Annotated in this window: 19 protein-coding genes; 3 read left to right on the top strand and 16 right to left on the bottom strand. The window is 50.0% G+C overall.

Annotated elements, in window-relative coordinates; translation table 11 throughout:
• Window positions 1–108: 108 nt before the first annotated feature.
• From HNQ92_RS05570 to HNQ92_RS05560, 3 genes are all read right to left on the bottom strand, one after another.
• On the bottom strand, window positions 109–2,160 hold the full coding sequence (locus HNQ92_RS05570) for a dipeptidyl-peptidase 3 family protein (protein ID WP_184172048.1): 2,052 nt from the start codon (window positions 2,158–2,160) through the stop codon (window positions 109–111).
• 483 nt (window positions 2,161–2,643) lie between these two features.
• Window positions 2,644–3,564, bottom strand: coding sequence for an AEC family transporter (locus tag HNQ92_RS05565; RefSeq protein ID WP_184172046.1), 921 nt, complete (start codon window positions 3,562–3,564; stop codon window positions 2,644–2,646).
• Entirely contained in the window at window positions 3,551–5,074 is a 1,524-nt protein-coding gene (locus HNQ92_RS05560; RefSeq protein ID WP_184172044.1) for an FAD/NAD(P)-binding protein, read from the bottom strand. The genes HNQ92_RS05565 and HNQ92_RS05560 overlap by 14 nt, the downstream gene beginning before the upstream one ends.
• A 193-nt stretch (window positions 5,075–5,267) precedes the next feature.
• On the opposite strand from HNQ92_RS05560, the gene HNQ92_RS05555 reads away from it, so the two are divergent.
• Window positions 5,268–5,714: an NUDIX domain-containing protein gene (locus tag HNQ92_RS05555; protein ID WP_184172042.1), complete on the top strand. Its 447-nt coding sequence runs from the start codon at window positions 5,268–5,270 to the stop codon at window positions 5,712–5,714.
• 169 nt (window positions 5,715–5,883) lie between these two features.
• On the opposite strand, the gene HNQ92_RS05550 is transcribed toward HNQ92_RS05555, so the two are convergent.
• The 10 genes from HNQ92_RS05550 to cas6 all read right to left on the bottom strand — a co-directional run bounded on the left by HNQ92_RS05550 (window position 5,884) and on the right by cas6 (window position 17,953).
• The gene (locus HNQ92_RS05550) at window positions 5,884–7,065 is read right to left on the bottom strand and encodes a PQQ-dependent sugar dehydrogenase (RefSeq protein WP_246439705.1); all 1,182 of its coding nucleotides are present in this window, start codon (window positions 7,063–7,065) and stop codon (window positions 5,884–5,886) included.
• A 738-nt stretch (window positions 7,066–7,803) separates the two neighbouring features.
• Window positions 7,804–8,067 (bottom strand): CRISPR-associated endonuclease Cas2, encoded by a 264-nt coding sequence (gene cas2, locus HNQ92_RS05545; RefSeq protein ID WP_184172040.1) that lies wholly within the window; start codon window positions 8,065–8,067, stop codon window positions 7,804–7,806.
• A gap of 68 nt (window positions 8,068–8,135) precedes the next feature.
• The gene (cas1b, locus tag HNQ92_RS05540; RefSeq protein ID WP_184172038.1) at window positions 8,136–9,140 is read right to left on the bottom strand and encodes a type I-B CRISPR-associated endonuclease Cas1b; all 1,005 of its coding nucleotides are present in this window, start codon (window positions 9,138–9,140) and stop codon (window positions 8,136–8,138) included.
• Between the two features lie 58 nt (window positions 9,141–9,198).
• Entirely contained in the window at window positions 9,199–9,744 is a 546-nt protein-coding gene (gene cas4, locus HNQ92_RS05535) for a CRISPR-associated protein Cas4 (protein ID WP_184172036.1), read from the bottom strand.
• Window positions 9,745–9,750: 6 nt separating this feature from the next.
• Entirely contained in the window at window positions 9,751–10,269 is a 519-nt protein-coding gene (locus tag HNQ92_RS05530; RefSeq protein WP_184172034.1) for a hypothetical protein, read from the bottom strand.
• A gap of 90 nt (window positions 10,270–10,359) precedes the next feature.
• Entirely contained in the window at window positions 10,360–13,176 is a 2,817-nt protein-coding gene (gene cas3 / locus HNQ92_RS05525; protein ID WP_184172032.1) for a CRISPR-associated helicase Cas3', read from the bottom strand.
• Entirely contained in the window at window positions 13,160–13,924 is a 765-nt protein-coding gene (gene cas5, locus HNQ92_RS05520) for a CRISPR-associated protein Cas5 (RefSeq protein ID WP_184172030.1), read from the bottom strand. Before cas5 ends, cas3 begins: the two co-directional genes overlap by 17 nt.
• Before the next feature lie 14 nt (window positions 13,925–13,938).
• The gene (locus tag HNQ92_RS05515) at window positions 13,939–14,859 is read right to left on the bottom strand and encodes a type I CRISPR-associated protein Cas7 (protein WP_184172028.1); all 921 of its coding nucleotides are present in this window, start codon (window positions 14,857–14,859) and stop codon (window positions 13,939–13,941) included.
• Between the two features lie 26 nt (window positions 14,860–14,885).
• Window positions 14,886–16,871 (bottom strand): hypothetical protein, encoded by a 1,986-nt coding sequence (locus tag HNQ92_RS05510; protein ID WP_184172026.1) that lies wholly within the window; start codon window positions 16,869–16,871, stop codon window positions 14,886–14,888.
• 224 nt (window positions 16,872–17,095) lie between these two features.
• Window positions 17,096–17,953: a CRISPR-associated endoribonuclease Cas6 gene (gene cas6 / locus HNQ92_RS05505; RefSeq protein WP_184172024.1), complete on the bottom strand. Its 858-nt coding sequence runs from the start codon at window positions 17,951–17,953 to the stop codon at window positions 17,096–17,098.
• A 183-nt stretch (window positions 17,954–18,136) separates the two neighbouring features.
• On the opposite strand from cas6, the gene HNQ92_RS05500 reads away from it, so the two are divergent.
• Together HNQ92_RS05500 and HNQ92_RS29255 are read left to right on the top strand one after the other, a co-directional pair.
• The gene (locus tag HNQ92_RS05500; RefSeq protein ID WP_184172022.1) at window positions 18,137–18,868 is read left to right on the top strand and encodes a helix-turn-helix transcriptional regulator; all 732 of its coding nucleotides are present in this window, start codon (window positions 18,137–18,139) and stop codon (window positions 18,866–18,868) included.
• A gap of 3 nt (window positions 18,869–18,871) precedes the next feature.
• Window positions 18,872–19,117 (top strand): WCX domain-containing protein, encoded by a 246-nt coding sequence (locus HNQ92_RS29255; protein WP_460885355.1) that lies wholly within the window; start codon window positions 18,872–18,874, stop codon window positions 19,115–19,117.
• A gap of 219 nt (window positions 19,118–19,336) precedes the next feature.
• Here the strand turns inward: HNQ92_RS29255 and HNQ92_RS05490 are convergent, their stop codons facing one another.
• From HNQ92_RS05490 to HNQ92_RS05480, 3 genes are all read right to left on the bottom strand, one after another.
• Window positions 19,337–20,176, bottom strand: coding sequence for a CvfB family protein (locus HNQ92_RS05490; RefSeq protein ID WP_184172017.1), 840 nt, complete (start codon window positions 20,174–20,176; stop codon window positions 19,337–19,339).
• 133 nt (window positions 20,177–20,309) lie between these two features.
• Window positions 20,310–20,732, bottom strand: a complete 423-nt coding sequence (locus tag HNQ92_RS05485) for a DoxX family protein (protein ID WP_184172016.1) — start codon at window positions 20,730–20,732, stop codon at window positions 20,310–20,312.
• Window positions 20,733–20,890: 158 nt separating this feature from the next.
• Window positions 20,891–22,141 (bottom strand): chorismate-binding protein, encoded by a 1,251-nt coding sequence (locus HNQ92_RS05480; protein ID WP_184172014.1) that lies wholly within the window; start codon window positions 22,139–22,141, stop codon window positions 20,891–20,893.
• Window positions 22,142–22,168 lie beyond the last annotated feature (27 nt).

Genomic DNA, 22,168 nt, shown 5'->3' with positions numbered 1-22,168 from the left:
TATGATGAGCTAATTCATTGACCTGCTAACCCCGATTTTTAATCGGCGGTTGCGTCTGACTTGCGTTTCCAACGCGAGTAGAAGACGCCCGGGGACGAGCATGAAAAATCAATTCATGACCGGCAGGTAGGAGTAGTTTTTGGCGTATTCGAGCATTTGGTCAAAGAAGGAATCGGGGTACTCCAGCTTCACGTCCGTGATTTTGTCCCCTTCCATCACCGGCACCAGGCGCGGCTGGATGAAACCCTTGTAGGGTTTTACGTTCAGTTTGGCGTAGCGCTCAAGTACCTCCTGATGCAGCACGGGGTTCACCTTCACGCCGTAGGTTTCGACCAGCGCCTTACCCGCCTCGAAATCGCCCTCCGACTTAATCCGTTGAATTTCCCGCAGCAACTCCCCAAAAAGTACCCGCAGCCGGGCGTAGTCGTTGACCTGCACGTAGGTTTTGCCGTTTTTCTTTACAAACTCCACCACGTTGTCGGCCTTGCCTTTCTCATACACCCAGTAGGCGTTGAGGGCGCGGTTGCGCATGTGGGCTTCTTCGATCTGGTCGCCGGGCTTGAGGCGCGTCAGCTGGGTCATGAGTCCGTTCATGAGGTAGCTGTCGTACTCGGCCTGGCCCACTTCCAGCGAGGGCATCACGCCGATGTCCACCAGCTTCTGGTCCATGATGTAGTAAAGCGCCACCAGGTCGGCCCGGGCTTCTTCGAGGGTCGAGGCGTAGTTTTTCAGGGTTTTGTCGGGGGTACCTACGCCGGAGTTCAGCTGCCCGGACGCGTGGCCGATGCACTCGTGCATGTCGGTGTGGAGGTCGCTGGCCAGGTTGCCGTACTTTTTCATGCGCTGGAGCGAGGCTTCGTTGCCCACGAACTCGTCCAGGAAGCCGCTCCCGGCGCTGGATGCGTTGTAGGCGTGTACGATGTTGCTCAGCGACACCGACTTCGAGCCGTAGTCTTTCCGTACCCAGTCGGAGTTAGGCAGGTTGATGCCGATGGGGGTACTTGGAGTGGCATCGCCGCCCTCCACGATCACCGTGATAGCCTTGGCGCTGATGCCCTTCACTTCCTTCTTTTTGTGGGCGGGCAGCAGCGGCGCGTTGTCCTCAAACCACTGGGCCTGGTCGGCAATAGCCTTGATGCGCCGCGTCGCGACCATGTCTTTGAGCGACACCACGCTTTCGAAGCTACCCTTTTTGCCGATGGCGTCGTTGTACACTTCTACAAAGCCGTTGACCACGTCCAGGCGGCTGGCGGTGTCGGCCACCCAGGCGATGTTGTAGGCGTCCCATTTCTTCAGGTCGCCGGTTTGGTAGTATTCCACCAGCCGTTGCAAGGCTAGTTTTTGCTGGTCGTTTTCGGCTACGGTCACGGCTTTTTGCAGCCAAAAAATGATCTTGTCGATGGCCGGGCCGTACATCCCGCCCGACTTCCAGACCCGCTCCTGTACCTGGCCGTTTACTTTCACCACCTTGCTATTGAGGCCCCATTCGGGCTCCTGGTCGCTCTGCGGGAAGGTGGCGTAGAAATCCTCCACTTCTTTCTGCGTTACGCCTTCGTAGAAGTTGTTGGACGAATGCACCACGTTGTCGATGCCCGCGCGCAGGTCTACCATTTTGGGCTGGAAGGTGGGGTCGAAGATAATCTTCTGCACGCGCGCCAGGAAGGCCGCCACGGTTTCGCCCGGTTGCAGCGGCAGCTGGCTGGCGTCGGTTTTCTGGATGAGCTCCGAAAAGTACTCCGCCGAAAATTCCGGCAGAATTTTGTCGTTGGAGTAATGGTGGTGCAGGCCGTTGCTAAACCACACCCGCCCGGCGTAGGTTTGGAATTGTTCCCAATCCTCGCCCGACTTGCTCCCCGAATAGGTACCGTAGATAGCCTCCAGGGTTTTCCGGACGGTGAGGTTGTATTGGCCGTGCTGGTCGTAGATGATGTCGCGGCCGCTCAGGGCGGCTTCGTAGAGGTAGTAGGCCAGCGTTTTTTGCTGAAGGCTGAGCTCCTCCCAGCCGGGTACCTGGTAGCGAAGTACCTGCAGGTCGGCGAACGACTCCGCCATGACTTTGAAGTCCGGGGTACTTTGGCTCGTATCGTTTGGCTTGTTGTCACAGGCCGTAAACAGCAGGGCCGACGAAAGCAGCCAAGCGTAGAGGTGGTTTGTTTTCATGTTGAAGAAGGGATTATTTCCAGTACCTGAAATCAAACCGTAAGTATATTGTATTTTTTCCAAAAAAAGTACCCTGGCTACTTTTTCAGCATGAGCAAGTAAGGATAAAGTCGTTTGGAAATGACGACACCAGGATAGCCCCCTTCGTTGGAATAACCCCTACCCGAACAAGCACTGGCTCGTGGGCTTCATTGGCCGATATAGGTCTGTGAATTGATTGGTAAAGGCCCCCGTGGCAGCGACTTTACTTGTTTATGGAGATATAAAAGCAAAGTAACCCGGCCCGTACGGGCACGGCGTGGTCGTACGGGCCGAAAAACCGTGTGATTCCGCCGGAATCTTGTAATACCGCAAAAAGTACTTTTTAGCTTCATGAGTAGCTTTATAAAAATCCTAAGTGCCGTGAAAGTCTTGTTTTCATTCAGGAACAGCAAGAAACCAGAATAAAACACCCGGAGTGTCAAGTACCTTGTTTACAAAGTATTACTGAAACAACAACATACACACTACCGGCACCAGCACCAGCGAAATGAGCGACGAAAGCGCCACGATGACGGAAGAATTTTCGGTTTCGACGTCCAGAAATGAAGCGAACACCACCAGGTTAGCCGCAATGGGGAACGTCGGAATCAGGAGCAGGAGCTTTTGCTCGTCGCCTTCGAGCTGAGAAAAGAGTCCCATTTCGGCCAGCACCAGCGCGCCCATCAGCACCGCCGCGGCCACGTAGCGCAGGGCCATGAGCTTTCCAAAAAAGGCGTAATCCAGCTCCTTGAGCTTCACCTGGGTGAGGGTAATGCCGATGATCAGCATCCCCAGGGCCGAGAGCGTCCAGCTGGCCCCTTTCATCACGGGCTCCAGGGTGTCGGGTAGTTCGAGGCCCAGCAGGTTGGCCACGATGGCCGCCACGCAGGCGTAGATGGCCGGGATCTTCAGGACATTCTTCACGGAGTCGCTCACGGGCAGGTCCTTGCTGCGCGACACCAGGTAGTAGCCAATGGTATCGCCGTAAAAGACATTGCCCATGTAAGCGCTGATGATGAGCGGCATTTGTTCTTCACCAAACAGCGCCATCACGACCGGAATCCCGAACCACCCGACGTTGAAGTAGGAATAGGAACACCGTAAAATATTCTTATTCAGGTCCGTATCCAGGTACTTGCTGGCTACCTGGGCGGGTATATTCATGAGCGCCGCCAGCAAAAAGATGATGGCCGCCACAATCAGGAATTGATCCAACTCCGCTTTCAGGATATTTTCAAAAATCACCAACGGAATGAGGAAGTAAAGCAGGATCTTGGAAATGACCTGACTCTTCAGCCCCCACCAGCGGCTGGCACCGTACCCGATCAGGATAAAGACGTAGAGGGGTACTACGCTGGTCAGTAACTCTTTAAGAACGTCCATCGGCCAGGCGGAGTAAAATGTCGTTGGTCATGAAATCGACGCGGGCTACGTTAAACCACACGGCGTTGGTATCAAAGAGCTCCCCCACCAGCAGGTGCCCGATGCCGTAGAGGGGGGCCAATGGCTGGCCGGGTACTTCCAGCTGCATGGTGTGGACGTCGGCGCGCACGCCCCCGGCGGGATTGGGCACGAGGTGTTTTTTCTTCAAAAGCTGCTGGAGCAGAGGGATGTTCATCTTCTCAACGGCCGCGGCGGTACCCGTGGCGTTGATGACGTAGTCGGCCCGCTGGGTACCTTCCCGCTCGGTTTGTAGCGTAAAGGTACCTTCGGTTTCGTGCCAATCCACCTCATCGAGGTGGGCCGTGACCGACAGCTGCCCCGACTCCAGCAGGCTGATCAGCTTGCGGGCGTTCTCCACCGGGATGGAGTGGCGGTTGATGTCACTGTACGCTTTCAGGGTTTTGGTAAATAATATCTTCTGGTCGGTAGGCAGGAGCTTCCATACGTCGAAGGAGTCGTAGCGGGTCGAGAAAAGGATATTAGCAACGCAATTTTCGCCCCGCAGGGCCAGCTCCAGGTCTTCGCGCAGCAGCTTGAGCTGCGGCTTGTCCACGCGGTCAAACTTCGTCCAGTCGTCCTGCGGGCCCAGGATGCGCTCGGCCTCGGCCTTGAACAACCGCCAGAGGTCCTTGACCCGCAGCGGGCGGCGCTGCTCCCGGATGGTTTTCCGGATATTCTCCATCGTCAGGAACTGGCGCTCGAAAGGTACCTCCTGCGGCGACTGCACCCGCGGCAGCAGGCCGTCCTTGGAGTACATCCGGATGGGGCCACCGTGGCCGTTGTTGGTGAGCGTAATGACCGCGTCGATGGCCGTCAGGCTTGCTCCCAGGATACTCACCGTCGCATCGGGCGAGGCCACGGTGTCCAAAATCCGGCGGGCGGGCCAGGGCGAGTCCAGGTACCTGGGCGATTTTTCCAGGTGCTTAAAATTATTGGCCTCGGGGGTACCCGTAGCCAGCACCACGGCGTCGGCCCGCACCGACAGCCCCGAGGCGAGCTGAAGGACCACGCGCGCTTCGGATACCTCGGCGTCGATGGCCTCGTCGTGGCGGAGCTGTACCTCCAGCCCGTGCTGCCGGGCCAGTGCTACGTACTCGTGCAGGGTTTCTTTGAGGTAGTCGCCGTAGAGGCTGCGGGGCGGGTAGGCGTCGGCGTGGATCTTGGTGCCGGGGTACTTTTCGGAAATGTAGTCCGGCCGGGCCTGCATCCACTCCACAAAGTGGTGGGGTTCTTCGGCAAAGATCCCCATCAAACCCGCCGAAGTATTGAGCAGGTGGCCCTGCTGGCTGGTATCGTAGGCCAGGCCGGGGCCCACTTCCTCCTTTTTCTCAATCAGTATCAGCGTCACCCGGCCAGGTACCGGGTTCACGATCAGTTTTAGCACCAGGTGGATAAAGGTAGAAACCCCGCTGGCTCCTCCGCCCACAATCGCAATCGTTTTTTCTTTCATCAATAATGGCTAATCAGGCAGTATTGGCCCACCAAACGGCAGAACTTCTATCCTAAACTGCGCGTAAACGGGGATTGTTTTGGGGTACTTTGCCTCCTCTGCCAGCGCCTCCGCTAAAACTAGGAAGAAATAAAGAAAAGAAGAATCCGTACCTTTGGCTGCGCAGGTACTTCATTTTTTGTCCCAACTACCCATGCCAACTACCTCCGTACAAGCCATTTTGCCCGCCGTGGCGGCCATTATTTTCAATGATCAGGGGGGCATCCTGCTCCAGCGCCGCCGCGACGTGGGCCGCTGGGGGCTCCTATCGGGGCACGTGGAGTTTGGTGAGAGTGTAGAGCAGGCCATCTTGCGCGAGATTTGGGAAGAAACCGGTGCCAAAGCCCAGCTTACGCGCCTCATTGGCGTGTATTCGCAGCCCGACTCCCAAACCTACACCTACCCGCACCGCCGCGTGCAGTACGTCACCACCTACTTTGAGGCCGCGCTGCTCAGCCCGCCCAGGGCGGATTTTGCCAACGAAGAAACCCAGGAGATCCGTTTTTTTGCGCCCGACGCCCTACCCACCGACCTGGCCCAGCACCACCCCGCCTGGCTCCAGGATGCCCTGGCCACCACGACCACCGCTTTTGTGCGCTAAGAGGTACTTGCGCGGGCATGGGGCATGCTAAAAAAACGAAGGTACTTTTCGGAAAATACTATTTGGAGAAAATCAGAAAAAGGGGTAGTCGGGAATTGGCATCCCGAAGGAGAGTCGAACTCCTACACCCGTCAGGTACCTTCCTTTCCAAGCTCGTTGCTGAAAAAAATTATTGCTGGACTAAGGTAAGAATTTTCCCGGTCCCATGATTACAGATATACAGCTCATTTTCCTCATCGACGCCAAAGGACGAAATCTGCCCAACCTGATCGGCCAGCACTTCGTGCTGCACGGCCTTGCCGTTTTTGGTTTCCAGAGCAAACACCCGTCCGCTCACGTAGTCACCAAAGATGTACTTGCCCCGTAGCGAGGGGTGCTTTTTCCCGCGGTACACAAAGCCGCCCGTGATCGAACGCTCGCCGTTGGCCTGGGGCATATCCAGGATCGGGTCGATGAAGGCCGGGTCGGCGCAGTCGCGGGCGGGTTTGTAGCAGTCGATGCTTTCCTTCCTCCGCCAGCCGTAGTTGCCGCCCTTCACAATCACGTCAATCTCTTCGCGTTTGTTCTGGCCCACGTCGCCCGCCCAGAGGGTACTGGTTTCGGGATCAAAACTAATGCGCCAGGGGTTCCTGAGCCCGTAGGCGTACACCTCCTCCCGGAAACCCTCCTGATTGCCCCGAAAGGGGTTGTCGGCCGGAATGCCGTAATGGCCTTTTTCGGTTGAGTTCACGTCGATCCGGAGAATTTTCCCCAGCCAGGCGCTTTTGTTCTGCCCGTTATCCGACGGGTCGCCCCAGCTGCCGCCGTCGCCCGTCGCGATGTACAGGTACCCATCCGGGCCAAACTTGATGCTGCCGCCGTTGTGGTTGTCGTAGGGCTGCTCAAAGGCCAGCAAGATGGTTTCCGAAGCCGCGTCGGTCCGGTTTATATTGGCGGCATCAACCTTGTAGCGCGCAATGACGGTCTCGAGGCGTTGGGGTGTTTTTCGGGTGTAGTTCAAAAAATAGTAGCCGTTGGTTTTAAAATCGGGGTGAAAGGCCAGCCCCAGTAAGCCCGCTTCGCCGCCGTAGCTTACCTTGGACCGTATGTTGAGAAACTCCTGCGCCGTAGCGACGTCGCGCTTATTCTCAAATACTTTAACAAACCCCTGCTGTTCCACCACAAACAAACGCTTCGAGCCGTCGTTGGCGTGGGTGAGGTCCACGGGGTAGGCGAAAGTCAGGGCCGGGAAGGCCGGCGACACGCGCATACGAGCCGCAGACTTGGTAGCGGGCGTATCCTGAATGAATGATCCGGTGGTCAGCAGCAACATGAGACCCAAGAAATGCTTTCGACTGATTATTTGATTCATACCCAATGATTTTACACTTTATTCAGCTGGAACTAAAAGTAGGCAAAAAATACAATGATCCGCTACCGCGCGGACGATTTAGCTCCTCCCTATTTTTTTCGTGGGTGCCTTGACGCACGCCCCATTCACCTCAGCTGCTTTTTTCAAAAATAGCGCTTCCCTAATCCTTCGTTCTCTTTTTATTCACTTCTTCCAGACCGCCCGCTCCCTACCCATTGCCATCACTTACAAGATCAGAGGCCTTTCAATTTTGGTAAGGTACTATTGAAGGTTGGAGACGTGCTTTTTAACCAACCAAAGCGATTATTTCAATTCCAGCAAGGTACTATTGAAGGAGCGAAATTCAGTTCCTAGAAATCGCCCCCGCCCAATTTCAATTCCAGCAAGGTACTATTGAAGGAGCTATGGAGCTCGTCCAGGTGCTTGTCGGTGATCTATTTCAATTCCAGTAAGGTACTATTGAAGGCTGGCCGATGCCAGCATCTGCGGCAACTGCCTGCACCATTTCAATTCCAGTAAGGTACTATTGAAGGCCGTTGCGAAAACGGCGCTGTTAGCGCAAAGCAAGCACTTTTTTTGGGAGTTTTTGAAAGTAAAAATCGTCGATGGGGAATGATACGATTTCCCCTAGAGATCGACGACGCCTGATCACCAAGGCCTTAGGCCATTTAGGGCCGAATTATAAAGGTAAACAGTACGTCAACGAACGTCTTCGTCGGTTCCTCGACGACTTTTGCCTTACAAAAAATGGTCGGTACTCATGCGCTCTTGGCCGATGACTTGCTTGTCGAGCCAGCGCTCGTCGCGGCTCTTAAAGATAATCAAACTATCCTCGTCTTCGCGCATGATCCGCTTGGCCTCCCCTACCATTTCTTTGAGCTTTACTTCGGTGATCTCGCCCTCGAATACCGAATTCTGAATCCAGTTGAGGTACTTGCGACAGTGCTTGAGCATCTTGCCCACCCGCTTCTCGCCTATGTCATACACCAGTATTACGTACATGTCTATTCGCTATATTTCAGCACGTTGCCTACTAAAATCATAAACTCTAAACTCCTAACTTAAATCCCCTACCACAGCATCTTAAAGGGCCGGTACTCCTCAATGCCCAGCAGGTGTTTTTGCAGTTTGTAGCACTCCAGCTTGATGAGGTGCTTGTAGCTGACGCTCCGGCCCAGGCTCCGGTGCTTGAAGGTCTCCTTCAGGCGCTCGTCGAAGGCCTGCACAAAGGCCTTGCGCGCACCCTCCTTCAGCGTGCAGCGGTTCATTTCCTGCCGGAAGTCCGACGCCTGGATCTGCTTGCGGTTGAGCATACTGAAGATGGTCCGGTCCACGAGCAGCGGCTTGAAGATTTCGGCCAAATCCAGCGCCAGGGAGTACCTCCGCGCCCCCGGCTCGTGCAGGAAACTGATGGTCGGATTGAGCTGGGTGTGGTAAATCTGGTCCAGGCAAACGGTGTAGCAGAGCATATTGCCGAACGAAATCAGGGTATTGACCTCGTTGCGGGGCGGCTGTCGGCTGCGCCCGCCCATCTCGAAGTCGTTGATGATCACCCCGAAGGCATCGTAGTAAGCCTGCCGCAGATTACCCTCGATGCCCATCAGCTCGTCCACCCGCGTGCAGGGGCCAATCAGCGGCGCGTACCCTTCCATGCGCGTCAGAAAGGCCGTCACTTCTTTGGCCCGGCTCTGGTAGTACCTGAGGTTTTTAGTCATGTTGAAAGCCGCCCCCTCTACAAGCTTGCGGGCCAGCGCCATGCGCTTAGCGGCGGAGAGGTAGTGGCGCGTTTGTTCCACCTGCATTTTGCCCGCCAGCAGGTAGTCTTTGGGCATGAACGAACCTGTATAGTGCTCGTAGTAGTCGAAAAAATGAACGGCCACCTGGTGCTTGCCCAGGAAGTTGTACAGGGCACTGTTGGCGTCGAGGCTCCCGAAGCAGTAGAAGTTGTCCACGCCTTCTACCGGGATGTGCCGGGCCGGGCCCTCCCGCCCCTCTTCGTCGACGGGCGTGAAACAAAGCGTATTGTCGTGGCGCGACATCCGGCCGGGGTTAAAGAGGTAGTAGGTTTTCTTCATACGATCCTGGATTAGTGTGAATTAGGGATTATGGGATTACCTCCAATGGACGTCAACGCTACGACGCTGGCTCTGAAGACCAGCAAAAATCGTAGTAGCTACACGAGCGGCATTTTGATTTCGCCAGCAGCGGCGGGCACTGCTCCGTCGCGATGATCCGACCCGCCTCCGCGATCCAGCCTTCCAGCTGGGCTTCGTCCGCCACGCTCAGCTCCACGCGCTCGGTCTGGCGGAGCTTGGGGTACTCGATGAGCCCGTACTCGGCCTTGATCTGGTTTTTGCGCAGCAGATACAGGTAAAATTGCACCTGAGCCACGTGCGCCTGCTCCTTCGCCGCCGACTTCTTCACCTCGTGTACCACGCCCCGGTGCGGGTCGTAGAAGTCGATCTTGGCCGTCAGGCGCGCGCCGTCCGGTACCTCCGGCTCCAGCGACAGCTCCACTTCCGTGTAGCGCTCGGCCCGCTGTGGGTAGGTCGTCTCGCCGATCAGCTTGCCTTCGTACACCACGTCTGAGGTATGCTCCATCCGGATCACGTGCGCGTGCAGCCACATTTCCCGCTGGCAAACGTGGTACAGGTTGATAAGCGTAGCGTTGATGTTCATTAGAGGTTAGCGGTTTAGAAAATAGTCCCGAAAGGCGGCCATCTCCTGCCGCTCGGTTTCCAGGTACTTGGCAAATATTTTTTCCCCTACCTGCTCCCGCAACGCCGAGATTCCTACGTCGATCAATCGTAAGCCTTTTTCGGTCAGCAGAATATTATCAAAGTACTGCCCCCCAATTCCCGACGGACGTTTGAGGGAGCGATGCACAAAACCCGCCCGGTGCAGTTCGTTCAGCTCGTCTTCGAATACATCCAGCCATAATTCCCGGCGTTCTACTTCATAGGCCCGGTAGTCTATGGGTTTCAAGCGCTCCATAACCAGCATTTCCGCCACTAGCTCCTCGCTATAATCCAGCCTTACAAACTCCACAACCAATCCGTTTATCCCGTTGGCAAATCTCATTTTTTCGGCCTCTGAGCCCAGGTCCGAGCGGGTATCGCCTACAAATAGCTTGGCTACTTCCGTGTCCGAAAGGGCTATGACAATGTTGTTTGCACCGGAAGAGAGGCGGTTGGGGTAATGCATGGGGCTAGGGCAGTTAAGAAAATACCTCGGTTAATCACTCTTAAGTTTTGCAAATATCTGTCAATCAAATATTTGTTTAAAAGAATTAAGTCACAGAAATTGAGTCTCGTTACTATTAAATCTATCTCCATCCATACCAAAATTTACATCATAAAAATCCTTCCAAAATTCAATATATTTATAACCAAAATCACTTTTAAATTCATCTGAAAAATGAATAATTTGAGCTTCTAAATTCTTAGTGGCAAATAATGAAAAAATAAAGTTTGACATAATACCCTGTAAAATTTTCTCCCCAATTTTTTGCTGTACAAACTCTCGCTTATTTTGAATAAAAGACACATACAGGTTAAAGACTTGTGCACCATTAATGCAGTAATCATGATTTGGCTCTATACCATGAATCTTTAAAAAAGTCAATTCGTTTTTTGAAAAAATTATATCTTTAACGCCCTTGACAACTCCTTCTACTTCAATCGGGATGTCAAGCGGAATAAAACATGAAATATTGTTCTGTTCTATTATTTTAAAATCCCAATGAACTGATTTGAAATGTAGATTTTCAATTTTAGAACGATAAAACTTCAATTGCCCGTTATGATTTTCATTGCTGATTTTATCAGAATTATCCCAAAAGTTTATTTTCGCAAATACTGAGTTGTACAAAAAATCAAAGTCTTTATTAGATAAAATATGCTGGTAATCAGCCGTTTTCAACTTCTTTGTCTCTTGATAGCGTAAATCCTGCCCGTAAATTATCCGCTCTTTGTTGTAGTTAAAGAGATATAAAGTACATTCTTTCTTATTGACATTTCGATTGATACGACCTGCTAATTGTTCTTCACTGTCGATCATCGAACGGTCTTTAAAGCCCAAATCCATATCAATATCTACTCCCGCTTCCACCACTTGCGTAGTTATTAGCAAAACTCGTTTTTTTCGGGTATCTGGATTTTTCAAAAGGTTAATAATTTCTTTTCTCCGATGTTCCAAAATTGTTCCTGAAAGTAACAGTATCTCATCAAAAAAACCATCGTTGATTTTAGAAATTTCTCCATAAAATTCAGTTGCTGACTTCTTGAAAATAAACTCAATGATACAAAAAACACTTCCTTTTGGTTTAGGTTGGCCAAAATCATAAGTAGCATATTTTTTTGATTTTTCTAAAAGTGTTGTTGCAATTTCTGCTAACTCCAAATCTGCACGTTCAAACAAATCAAAGTTAAACTTTACTCGATCACTGAAATTGGGGTTTAGGAAATAATCTCTTTTGGCATTAGGCAGAAGATAAACAAAGTCGCTAACATACTCTTTATCAATAACCTGCAAATTACCTAACTTAGGTAGAGTGGCAGACATCAAGATGAATTTGATGTTATAAAGTTTGGCATAGTGGGTAATGAAATACAGCATCTTATCCCAATGGGCCGGGTCATAGGATTGAAGCTCATCAATCACAACAATCGAGTTGGCCAATCGATGAAGCATATAGTTAGCTTCTTTTTCGTTGGTTTTCAACAAATCAAAGAATTTGACGTGCGAAAGCAAGCAGAATGGGTAATTGACAAAAAGGTTATCAATGTAGTTTTTCTTTTCATCACTATAAACCCCATCTTTTTGCTCCTCCTCGAATTGTTGCTTGTATCCTGCCTTTGAGTGAAGTTGAACTACCTCGTTTTCACTTAGCCCAAGCGTATCTTTAATAGCGGTGTAGGTTTGTGTGATAAGCGTTGTGAATGGAAAAACATAAAAAACTTTGTTTATTCCAGCCTCGCTGGCTTTTAGTAGTTCGACAGCGGCCAGCATTGAAAGGTTGGTTTTGCCGCCACCCGTTGGAGCTTCAATGTAAAAAAGGTTTTTATGACTGTTGGTTCTTATGTTTCGAATTACTTCCAACGCCATTTCCTTACGTAGCAAATTCAAATTATCGTTGCTCTGATTTGTGGGGTTTTGTAGTTCGTAGCCAATCTCTACTTGTTGGTAAGTAGCTTTATTGAAGTTCTCTTTGCCATTTAGAAGTGTACTGCTGGTACTTACAAAATCAAATAATTCATTGATTCTTCTTAGACTCAAAACGCCAAACTCTTTTATTTCAATGCCGGTCATATACTGGCCTGACGCTAAATAATCAGAAGCTGTGAGCAATGAAAAGCTAAGACGGACTAATGAATAGAGAGAAAAAGGCTTTAATAAATTCGGTATTGTATCAAGTTTTTCAAAAGCAACTTTCAGATGCAAAGGCAGTAAATCGGTAATCTGAGGTGCTAGTTTATACTGATAATTAGCTACGTACACTTTCATACTATTCACCTCATCGGCTGTAAAGCTAATCTTATCTTTATATTCGTCATTTAAATATTTACCATGATGCTTAAAAATAGGATACGAAAGCATCAGTATAGCCAACATAACAATTGGGTTGTACTGAGATTCTACTTGTACTCTTGCTTCGTCAATGTGCTTGACAATGAACAAATAAGCACCTAAACTTGAATGATGCGTTGAAAGAACGCTTTTTGACTTTTCTTTTCCCCTAAAATGAGGATTATTCATTTTATCGGGACTTGCCTGAAAGTTCTCGTTAATCTTTCCAAAATCGTGAAAGACTACGGTATTGACAAAAAGCCGTTTGAGAAAATTACCTAACTTTTCACTTTCTATCTTCTGATTGTTTAGAAAATCACGGATTAGATTATCAATAACTCTATCTAAGCCATGCTTTTCCGTGAGCAACTCAAATTTTTTTTGCACTAACTCAATATGCTCTTGAAGGGTTTCAGGCGGGAGTGGATTAACCGCATTTTTGGGTGATATATGAGCATAATATATATCTGAGTCTATCAGGAAATCGTTGATAGGGGGTGTTGCTTTTAAAATATCGGCAACCGTTTTATAAGAGTTGGACATAATACTCCGAACCGGTTAGATGATAAAGATTGTCAATATTGGCAGACTGCTTTAAGCCAAAAGTGGTAAATACAGAATCCCCCAAATCATACTGAAACAAAGTGAGATTAAAGTCTCTGGGAAGCCTTTCAAAGTACATGAATGGAGTTTCGTTCTCCCAAAAAGACGTAAAATCAAGAAATGGAGCAGTCTTTTGTTCTTTTATGACTTCTTGTTTCAAAAAGAGAGTTCTGACTCTGAAATCACCGAGTGGTTTCTCAATATACTGATAATCATACTCTTGAAAATCTTCCCACCAAGCAGCGAATTCATTTTTGCCAAAATATGGCAAGTATTCAGCCTTTCCCTCTTTTAGGTATTCATACAGCAAGTGTTGCTTATCGTCCTCTAAATCCAACAACGCGTAAACCCGATAACCAGGCTTAATGAGCGTCGCTTCTTCGGTCAAATAGGTTGAGCCATTATTTGCGTAACCAACTGTATTTGAATATTTGATAACCGTTTTTTGAAAATTTCCTTTTTCGTGGCCGAGCGGCTCAATACCTATTTTTAGGTTTTTAAAAACCTCATAATATTGCGGTGGTTTCCCTTTTTCTTTATATCCCTCTAAGCCTACAATAGCCCCAAAAATGCCCAAAAGGGCAGGTTTATGGAGCATATTGTAGGATAGATTAACGGTGTTGTTGGCATCAGGCTTTCTGAAAAAGCCAAAATCGCTTTTCAATTCAATCGAAACTAATTTTTCCATTGTGTATTGTGGATTTAAAGTTCCATTTTGATTGCATTCGCAGGCTCATTGGTTATTTTGGTGATACCTATACTGTAGTACAACTCAATTTTTTCAATTTCTCCTTTCACATGTTCTTTTGTTAACACGTCAGCAACTTTCTGTAAATCAATGGTTTTATCATCCTTTACAGTAACTAACTCCACAAAAGAAGGAAGCACTAATTTGGAGTTTTCTTTCAACTGTACCCAAAGCAACAGTTCGTTTTCTGTACCTGCTTTCGCCGCCGAATCGTAGTATGTCACCCCCTTTCTCAGGCCTTCTTTCAATTTCTCAATATCATCAATCGAGATTCCATCTACTCCCACAAGCTTTACATCGTCTTCGATATTTCTGGGATTCACGGAAAAGTGATGCACATAATGCCCTTCTTGCAGCTTTGACTGTGTACCGAGAGTGGTCATGGTACTATCGTTGTTTTTCTCACTCGGGTTTCTAAATGGCGACATGATTTGCTCAGAATAAATCACATTTTCTCTGAAACGATTAACCCCATGTGTTATCTGACAAGCACCGTGGATAGAAATATTGGTTTTACCGGCGTATGTACCTCCGAAAAGGCGAACATCTACATAACTCATTATACTTTTAAGTACTTCAAGCCTGAGTTTGTTCTTATCAGAAATTTTGAAAATATCTTTCCCAAAATGGCTCTCAAATGTTTCATCTAATGTTCTCGGACTCATATTTTCATCAAAAGTCTTTGAATAAAAAACGTTAGAATTGAGATTTTTTTTCCAATAATTCCTGACTGACCATTTTAATGTTTTGTCAGTCGCATAAACAGTTCCATTCGGTAAGGTTCGGGGTTGATGTGAAAAATCAGCATTATAGTTTGAGTTGATTGATTTAATGATGGCACAGCCAAATACACGGTTTTTGAATGAATTACTCATGTTCGATTGAATTTAAAAGTTCTTGATTAGTTATTTTGAGTAGAAGATACGGTTGTCTCTTTTTTGTTAAAAAACTGACATTTAGAAAAAACACCCGCCAATATTTCAGGCATAAGTTCTTTCATATTGGTAGTAGTTTCGTAAGTCAATACAAAATCACATACAGCCTTAAACCGCGATTCGCTGTCGTTGATAGCATGTTTGTAGCGGGCTATGTCGTTGGCAATCGCTCGTTTGAACTCTTGACACTTAGCTTGTTGTAGGTATGGCTCCAACAACTGATAACTCTTATCGTCAGATTTGCTTTTATTCAACACATAGTCTATTACCTGCCCGGCGGCAAAGGCAAAATCTGCATCGGTAGCAGTCTCAGTGTCGGCTTCGCCCATTGAAAGGCGAGCCACAAATACTTGGTAATGTTTTAGTTTACTTGCCATTGTTATTTCATTTTTATGGTTTTTTGGTTGAAAATCCTCATACAGACTAAACCATATGTTTAGTTTTTCTTTGATACTGTATCCATTGTTTTGCTTCAAATCATCTTTGATGTGGCTAAAAACCATATCCGAAAAAATATGCTCGTCAATTCCTTGTCTTTTTGACTTATAGACATAATCATACACAGTTTTACGGTATTTGGAATAGGCCTGAAAAGTGTTTCCTAAATGCTCATAATCTTCATTTTTTAATTCATTGAAATAGTCTAAACGAAGATATTTACTTTGAAGTAAAGGTTTAAAAACGGCTTGTTCAAAAGCAAAAACAGTATTGATTTTTTGATAATGATGTAAAGACTTTCCACCTTTTTCTTGAATTTCAAAGTAGTTTTCAATTTGTGCCTCTAGCTCATATTCAAACTTACTTACAAAATCGAAGTCTTGGAAAACCAAACCGTCTTTGGTGTTTTGCCAAGTAAGCAAGTAGTAATTTTCAAAATTACTTGCATTGTTTTGCCAAAGCTCGTCTAACATCTCTCTATATCCTTTTTTAAAACCGCTATTTTTGAAAAGGCTTACATAGGTCTGTTTTTTGCCATCTTTAATAAATTCATCTTGATAAATGAAAATTGGAAGTGGATTAGGCAATATTTTTCTCGGTAAGATTTGCTTAAAGTCAAATAAATGCTTTGCATCAACATCTGAAATACGTCCTGTAATGTCAAAACTGGCAGTTTGGTGAGTCAAAAATGGCATACTACTGTTGTAGCCATTCATAAAATTACTTGTACCAAAAATTAAACCTTCGTCATTTGGTAATGTATTATACTTATCAGTATTGAATAATTTATCTGCCAAGTATTTTTTATGAACAGTTTTATATTCATCTAAAGATTTGTCAAGATAGAAAAGTATATAATCACTATCTTCCAATTCTTTTACTGCAAGTAGTTGGTTGTCAAGGTCTTTGATCTTCATTTTCAATTCTTCTTTTTCATTTTTTTCCTTTGTGTCTTTGGCTTTTTGCTCTAAATCAACTTTAATCGTACTTAATCTTTGATTCTCGACACTATTTTTCTCCAAGATTTCATTCAACAAATCATTGAAACCTCCACTTTTAAAAAAAAGCTGAAATACTTGATTTTTATATTTACTGTCATCGTCTGGAAATAGGGCTTCCGCTTTGGCAAAATACTCAGCAAAGCGTTCATGTACCTGTTTTTTTTTCTTTTCTTCATTTTTCTTGTATTTCTCTCCTCCCTTTAAATGCTCTCTTTTAAATGCTACTAAATATGGAGAACAGGAGTGAATAGCTTTCGTAGGAAGGTCAAAACATTTGTTTGTATCAATGCACCAAGCATTTTGAGAGAGGAATTTACATCGCTTCAATAATTCGCTTTCCTCTGCCATTCTTTTAGAATACATTGCGTATTGATAATTTTCAGTATCTATTTTTACAATGTCGTCTATTTCTTTTGTGGAAATTAAAACGTGTAATCCTTCTCTGGGACTTACGCCCAAGTTCTTGAAATCCTCATCAAGGTTTCGCGTAAAGTTGATTAGCTCTTTTATCATGCTATATAATTATTACTTTGAAAAGGAACTATTTTGTTTATTTTGCAGGAAATATTAATTTTAAATTCAATGAGCAAGAAATCAGACAAGACAACTGCGGTCAATAGCATCACCGGCAAAACTCTCTCTGAAATGAGTTGGGATGAGATTCGTCAGCTCCGAGGTAAACGCCTTAGCCAACAGGACTTAATCAAAAAGATCAAGAACGTTAAATCTTCTTAACCTCACCCACTCGCCACCGGTACTTTCTCCACCACCTCTACGCAGCCCATGCCGTTGGCGCAGTACTTGCCAAAGCCGCCCAGGTACCCTAGCTCTAGCAGCTCCGGCGGGGCCGTTACTTCAAAGTGAAAGTGGTGGTACCCAACTACTTTCGTTTGCGCTTCTTTCCCTTCTTTGATCACAATCTTTCGGGTTTTGATGCGATTTTGCTCGGGCAGGAGTCGGAACTTCACCAGTTGCGCGGCCGTGGCGGCGTCCATCGCGGGCAGGGCGTCAGGTACCAGGGAGCGGTACTTATCGACGAGGTTCAGGGCGAAAAGCGCCGGGTAGCGGGCGTCGGTGGGAGCCAGGTACTGATCCAGCCCCCGAACCTTCTCGGCTACGACCAAAGGCGATAACGTACTAAAAATCAAACTGGTAGGCCCGGAGCTTGGGGTACTTTCAAGTACCTGTGCCTGGGTACGGGGCAGCGTCTCGACGCGCTCCACGACGAAGTCGGCGCGGTGTTGCTGATTGAAAAGACTCAGGCGTTGATTCTGGAACAGCCCTACTACGAAACCTTCGGCGGCGCGGTCCAGGTAGAACGACACCACCAGCTCAATTTCCCTCGAACGAAGTACCATATACGTGTCGCCGGGGCGGGGCTTCTCCATGCGCGGAATCAGCAGGCTCGAAAAAGTAAAGTGCTTGAACGACTTCCGGCGATCGGGGACGGCGTAGCCCTGCTGGTGCAGGAAAGCGGCATAGTCGGCGTCGGCCCGGTGGAGCAGGCCGTAGAGCCAGGCCATGAGCGGGTACTGGTAGTTGAACAGCAGGTGCTGTCGGTCTTTTTCGGGGCGGAGGATTAGTTTAAAGCGCATGGGGTCATGGATATGGAGGCAGTTTACAGTTTTTTCTCGATTATTTCCAATAAAATTTGATCGAACGGTCCCTTTTTCGGCGGCCGGGGCTGGTAAATAGGCCGTCCTTTTGCCTTTACCTCACCAAAGATGGCCGCCACGCGTGCAGCTTTGATGTACCTCCCTCCATTATTTTTAAAAAAAATGGCCGAAAACCGAAATCAGTACGAGCGTCTCCACAAAATCAACGAGCGGCTGAACCGCTGGCGCGGCGCGCGGGTCGTGACCAAGGAAGAACTCCTGGACCTGACGGGCTACTCGGAACGTACCCTGAAAGAAGACCTAAAGTACCTGCGCGAGGCCTACCAAGCGCCGCTCCAGTACGACTACCGACAAAGGGGCTACCGCTACACGGCCCCTTTCGACCTCCAGGTGGAGCTGGTTCTTTCGGACCGCGACCTGCGCAACCTCTACGGGGCCGTCCAGACCCTCACGCAGTTTAAAGAAATGGGGCTTTTCGATGACCTCCGCAGTACGGTGGAGAAAATCGAGAAGGCGGTGCACTTCCGGGCGGGGCGGCTTCCGGCGCAGGCGTTGCTCTTCGAGGAGGTACCTTACTTTCGGGGTAGCCAGTTGATCGAAATTTTCCTGGAGGCCATTCAGAAGCAGCGGGCGGTGCATTTTCTGCACCAGAAGTTTGAGAATGGTCAGCCGGAAAGGTACCTGGTGGAGCCCTACGTGGTGAAGGAGCACCGCAACCGCTGGTACCTGGTGGGCCTGGCCCGCAACCGCCGGGGCATCCGCTGCTTCGGGCTCGACCGCGTACTGCCGGACTCCGTGCAACTTGTCGAGGAAGAGCCGGTCGAAAGTACCTTCGACGCCGAGGCGTACTTCCGGCAGGCACTAGGCATTGCCGTGTACGACCAGCCCGCCTAGGAGGTGGTCCTGTCCATGACGCCCACCCGCGGCAGGTACTTCAAAACGCAGCCGTTCTTTGCTTTTTCAACAAACGATATTCTCGTCGACAACGAGGAGGAATTTCGGGTAACGCTACGGATGATCGTCAACGAAGAGCTGGTGTACGAGCTGGCCCGCAGCGCGCACGAAACCCGGGTGTTAGCGCCGGAGTCGCTGCGCCACAAGCTCCGCGAGCACCTGCTGAAAGGCACCCAGCTCAATAGCTGAGCAAAAGTACCCTTGATGCCAAGATTTGCCTCTATCCCCGGCCCTTTCTCCGACGGAGAAAGGGAGTTTGCGCGCTCCTCCGGGAGGAGCTCCTCCCGGAGGAGCAACTCCAACGTATAGGTACTTTACCATTTGACCACTAAACTACCCCTCTGCCCTAAGCCCTCTGCCCCATGCGACAAAGTACCCCTCTGCCCCATGCTACAAACCCCTAGCACCCTACTCCTCCGCCACCAGCCGAATGCCGTCTTCTTCGATCCGGATGACGCCCTGGCGGTAGAGGCCACCGATGGCTTTTTTGAACAACTTCTTGCTCATTTGCAGCTGGTGCGTGATGGCCTCGGGGGTACTTTTGTCGGACAGCCCCAGGTACCCGCCGTTTTGGCGTAGCGCCGCCAGAATGCGCTGGGCGTTGGGCTCCACGCTGTCGTAGCCCTGCTTTTCCAGGCTGATGTCCAGCTTGTTGTCTTCCCGGATGCGCTTCACGTAGCCTTTCACGGTGTCGCCGTAGGCGAGGTCCCGGAACAGCTCGTTGTGGTAGATAAGCCCCCGGTGGTACTGGTTCACGATCACGTTCACGCCCAGCTCGGTGGTTTCGGCCACCAGCACCTCCACTTCGTCGCCCTCGGCCACGCTCAGGCGGTCGTTTTCGGTGTACTTATGCCACTTGGCCGTAGCCGACAGGCGCTGGGTTTTGTGGTCGAGGTACAGGAAAATAATGTGCCACTCACCCTCCTGCATGGGCCGCGACTGCTCCCGAAAGGGCACCAGCAGGTCTTTTTCCAGGCCCCAGTCCAGGAAAGCCCCCACGGCCGTGACCTGTTTTACCTTTAGGCAGGCAAATTCATTACGAACTACCTTGGGCGTTTCGGTGGTAGCCACGGGGCGGTCTTCGGAATCTTTATACACAAAGACCCGCAGCTCGTCGTCCTCCTGCATGGTGTCGGTGACGTACTTGTTGGGCAAAAGTACCTCTTCGCCTTCCACGTCGCCCAGGAAAAGCCCCACGCTGGTGCGCCGCAGTACGGTCAGGTTATTGTATTTTCCGATGAATAGCATAGTTAGTCAAAACTGGTAGTTCGCAAAGATAGGACTAAGAATCAGAATGCCCCACCCTACCTTCGGGCCAAGCAAAGCCCGGGGGTAGTTAGCCAAAACTACCCTCAGGCCCTATACGCACAGCAGTACCCTACTAGTACCCGCGCTTGTTTTGGCTGATGGCGGCGTCGGCGGAGTACTTGCCTCCCCCCAGTACCAGCAGCGTAATGTAAATAAGTATGTAGAGCACCAGTACCTCCTTTTTGCCGAAGGGGTCGCCGGCGTGGGCCACCAGGGCCGCCACCGAGCAGCTGATGATGAGCGGAATGGTGGCCAGACGGGTAGCTAACCCCAACAAAATCAGGAACGAACAAATGGCTTCGGAGAACGTAACCAACACCAGCGACGGGGCGGCCCCGATCCCGATGGGGTCCATGAATTGAAAATCGCCGCCGAGGACTTTCATCAACTTAGGCCACCCGTGGGTGAGCATACAGGCCGCCACGCCAACGCGGAGCAGCAGCAGCCAAACGTGCAGATAGGACGGATTGTGGGAAATTCCGAAGAGTCGATTCATGAGGTTGTGAGCGGTTAGGGATGAGACTTAGCATGCTTACGTAACTTCCCAAAGTACCTTTCGGTTTTAATTTTCCGGGAAGTTACGCTAGTCTTATAAGTAGCTTGCTCAAAAATCTACCCATTGGCTTATCGGCAAAGTACCTTTTAGGCAGGTGCTTAGGTAGTTGGGTCTGGTGCGAGTACTCGCAGGAGGGTCTGGCACTTGAGCTCGGTCTCCTCCCACTCGCGCTCGGGGTCGGAGTCTTCGGTGATACCCGCCCCGGCAAATACCGTGGCTACGCCCTGGGCCAGGCGCATGGTACGGAGGTTTACGTACAGGTTGGACGCCCGCTCCACGTTGACCGGACCCAGGTACCCGCTGTAAAAAGAGCGGTCGTAGCCTTCCACGCTGGTCAGAAAGCGCAGCGCGGGCTCCTTGGGCGTACCGCAAACCGCCGAGGTAGGATGCAGCAGCCGTAGCATCACGGTACCCAGCTCCGGAAAGTTTACCTCCTGCGTATCAACCTCAAACTCCGTTTGTAAATGGTATAGGTTACCCGCCAGTACCGTTTTGGGCCCGCGCTCGAGGTACTCGCGCAGGCGTATTTTCTTGAAGCATTCAATGATGTAGCGGCTCACCAGCGCCTGCTCTTCGATTTCTTTTTGCCCCCAGCGTACCTCCTGGCGCGGCAGCAGCGTGCCGCTCTCGGTGCTGGCGCGCTGGGTACCGGCCAGCGCAATGGTCCGGAAGATCCGGTTGGCGTCCAGCTCCACGAGGGTTTCGGGCGTAGCGCCGAGCCACATTTCGTCGCGCTCGGGCAGGCGCACCAGCGACACGAAGGCCGTGGGGTAGGCGCGGCACAGCCGCTGAAAAGCCTCCAGCGGCGGGAAATCGTCGGCGTAGGTGAGGGTTTTGGTGCGCGAAAGTACCACCTTGTCAAAGTACCCCTCCCGGATCGCCGCCACGGCCTGGGCTACGGCGTTCTGAAAAGTACCCGTCGGCACCGGTACTTCGTCGTTGAGCGGGTGCAGGTGCGTCGGGGCCAGCGGGGCGGCCTTGGCAGGCACCTGCGCGGCGGCGTCCAGAAACGGCCGCACCAGGGGATGCTCTTCGCCCAGGGGGCTTTCCATACGAAGTACCTGCCCGCTCTCGTTGAGCGTAAAAATCAGGTCTCCTTCCAGAAAAAGTACCTCGTCGGGCTGGGCATGAAGAAAAGGACTTAACAAAAAACCGGTCGGCAAGGCCTCCAGGTCGGGCTGGCGACGTGCTATTTGCTCGCGCAGCGACACCAGCAGCACCGCCTCCGCCCGGTGCGGCAGCCGCCAAATAGCCGCCGGGAAGCCCAGGGCCTGGGCGGTATCCCAAAGAGACTGAGCCTGGTAACTAATGACGCCCGGCTCGGGGGTAGTTATTTCTTGATCAATCATGAATAAAATCTTCCGTACGCAGTGCGT

Origin of the sequence: Rhabdobacter roseus, from assembly GCF_014202275.1 — a bacterium.
GTDB classification, from domain to species: Bacteria; Bacteroidota; Bacteroidia; order Cytophagales; family Spirosomataceae; genus Rhabdobacter; species Rhabdobacter roseus.
The sequence above is the reverse complement of the archived record's forward strand: the minus strand, read 5'-3'. Positions and strand labels throughout refer to the sequence as shown.

Excerpts from the sequence above, each read along its gene's own strand:
- cas2 (WP_184172040.1), bottom strand. The coding sequence starts at position 8,067 with ATGTACGTAATACTGGTGTATGACATAGGCGAGAAGCGGGTGGGCAAG.
- cas4 (WP_184172036.1), bottom strand. The coding sequence starts at position 9,744 with ATGAACATCAACGCTACGCTTATCAACCTGTACCACGTTTGCCAGCGG.
- HNQ92_RS05485 (WP_184172016.1), bottom strand. The coding sequence starts at position 20,732 with ATGAATCGACTCTTCGGAATTTCCCACAATCCGTCCTATCTGCACGTT.
- cas6 (WP_184172024.1), bottom strand. The coding sequence starts at position 17,953 with ATGCGCTTTAAACTAATCCTCCGCCCCGAAAAAGACCGACAGCACCTG.
- cas1b (WP_184172038.1), bottom strand. The coding sequence starts at position 9,140 with ATGAAGAAAACCTACTACCTCTTTAACCCCGGCCGGATGTCGCGCCAC.
- HNQ92_RS05550 (WP_246439705.1), bottom strand. The coding sequence starts at position 7,065 with ATGAATCAAATAATCAGTCGAAAGCATTTCTTGGGTCTCATGTTGCTG.
- cas3 (WP_184172032.1), bottom strand. The coding sequence starts at position 13,176 with ATGTCCAACTCTTATAAAACGGTTGCCGATATTTTAAAAGCAACACCC.
- HNQ92_RS05530 (WP_184172034.1), bottom strand. The coding sequence starts at position 10,269 with ATGCATTACCCCAACCGCCTCTCTTCCGGTGCAAACAACATTGTCATA.
- HNQ92_RS05480 (WP_184172014.1), bottom strand. The coding sequence starts at position 22,141 with ATGATTGATCAAGAAATAACTACCCCCGAGCCGGGCGTCATTAGTTAC.
- HNQ92_RS05500 (WP_184172022.1), top strand. The coding sequence starts at position 18,137 with ATGGCCGAAAACCGAAATCAGTACGAGCGTCTCCACAAAATCAACGAG.
- HNQ92_RS05560 (WP_184172044.1), bottom strand. The coding sequence starts at position 5,074 with ATGAAAGAAAAAACGATTGCGATTGTGGGCGGAGGAGCCAGCGGGGTT.
- HNQ92_RS05490 (WP_184172017.1), bottom strand. The coding sequence starts at position 20,176 with ATGCTATTCATCGGAAAATACAATAACCTGACCGTACTGCGGCGCACC.
- HNQ92_RS05510 (WP_184172026.1), bottom strand. The coding sequence starts at position 16,871 with ATGATAAAAGAGCTAATCAACTTTACGCGAAACCTTGATGAGGATTTC.
- HNQ92_RS05555 (WP_184172042.1), top strand. The coding sequence starts at position 5,268 with ATGCCAACTACCTCCGTACAAGCCATTTTGCCCGCCGTGGCGGCCATT.
- HNQ92_RS05570 (WP_184172048.1), bottom strand. The coding sequence starts at position 2,160 with ATGAAAACAAACCACCTCTACGCTTGGCTGCTTTCGTCGGCCCTGCTG.
- cas5 (WP_184172030.1), bottom strand. The coding sequence starts at position 13,924 with ATGGAAAAATTAGTTTCGATTGAATTGAAAAGCGATTTTGGCTTTTTC.
- HNQ92_RS05565 (WP_184172046.1), bottom strand. The coding sequence starts at position 3,564 with ATGGACGTTCTTAAAGAGTTACTGACCAGCGTAGTACCCCTCTACGTC.
- HNQ92_RS05515 (WP_184172028.1), bottom strand. The coding sequence starts at position 14,859 with ATGAGTAATTCATTCAAAAACCGTGTATTTGGCTGTGCCATCATTAAA.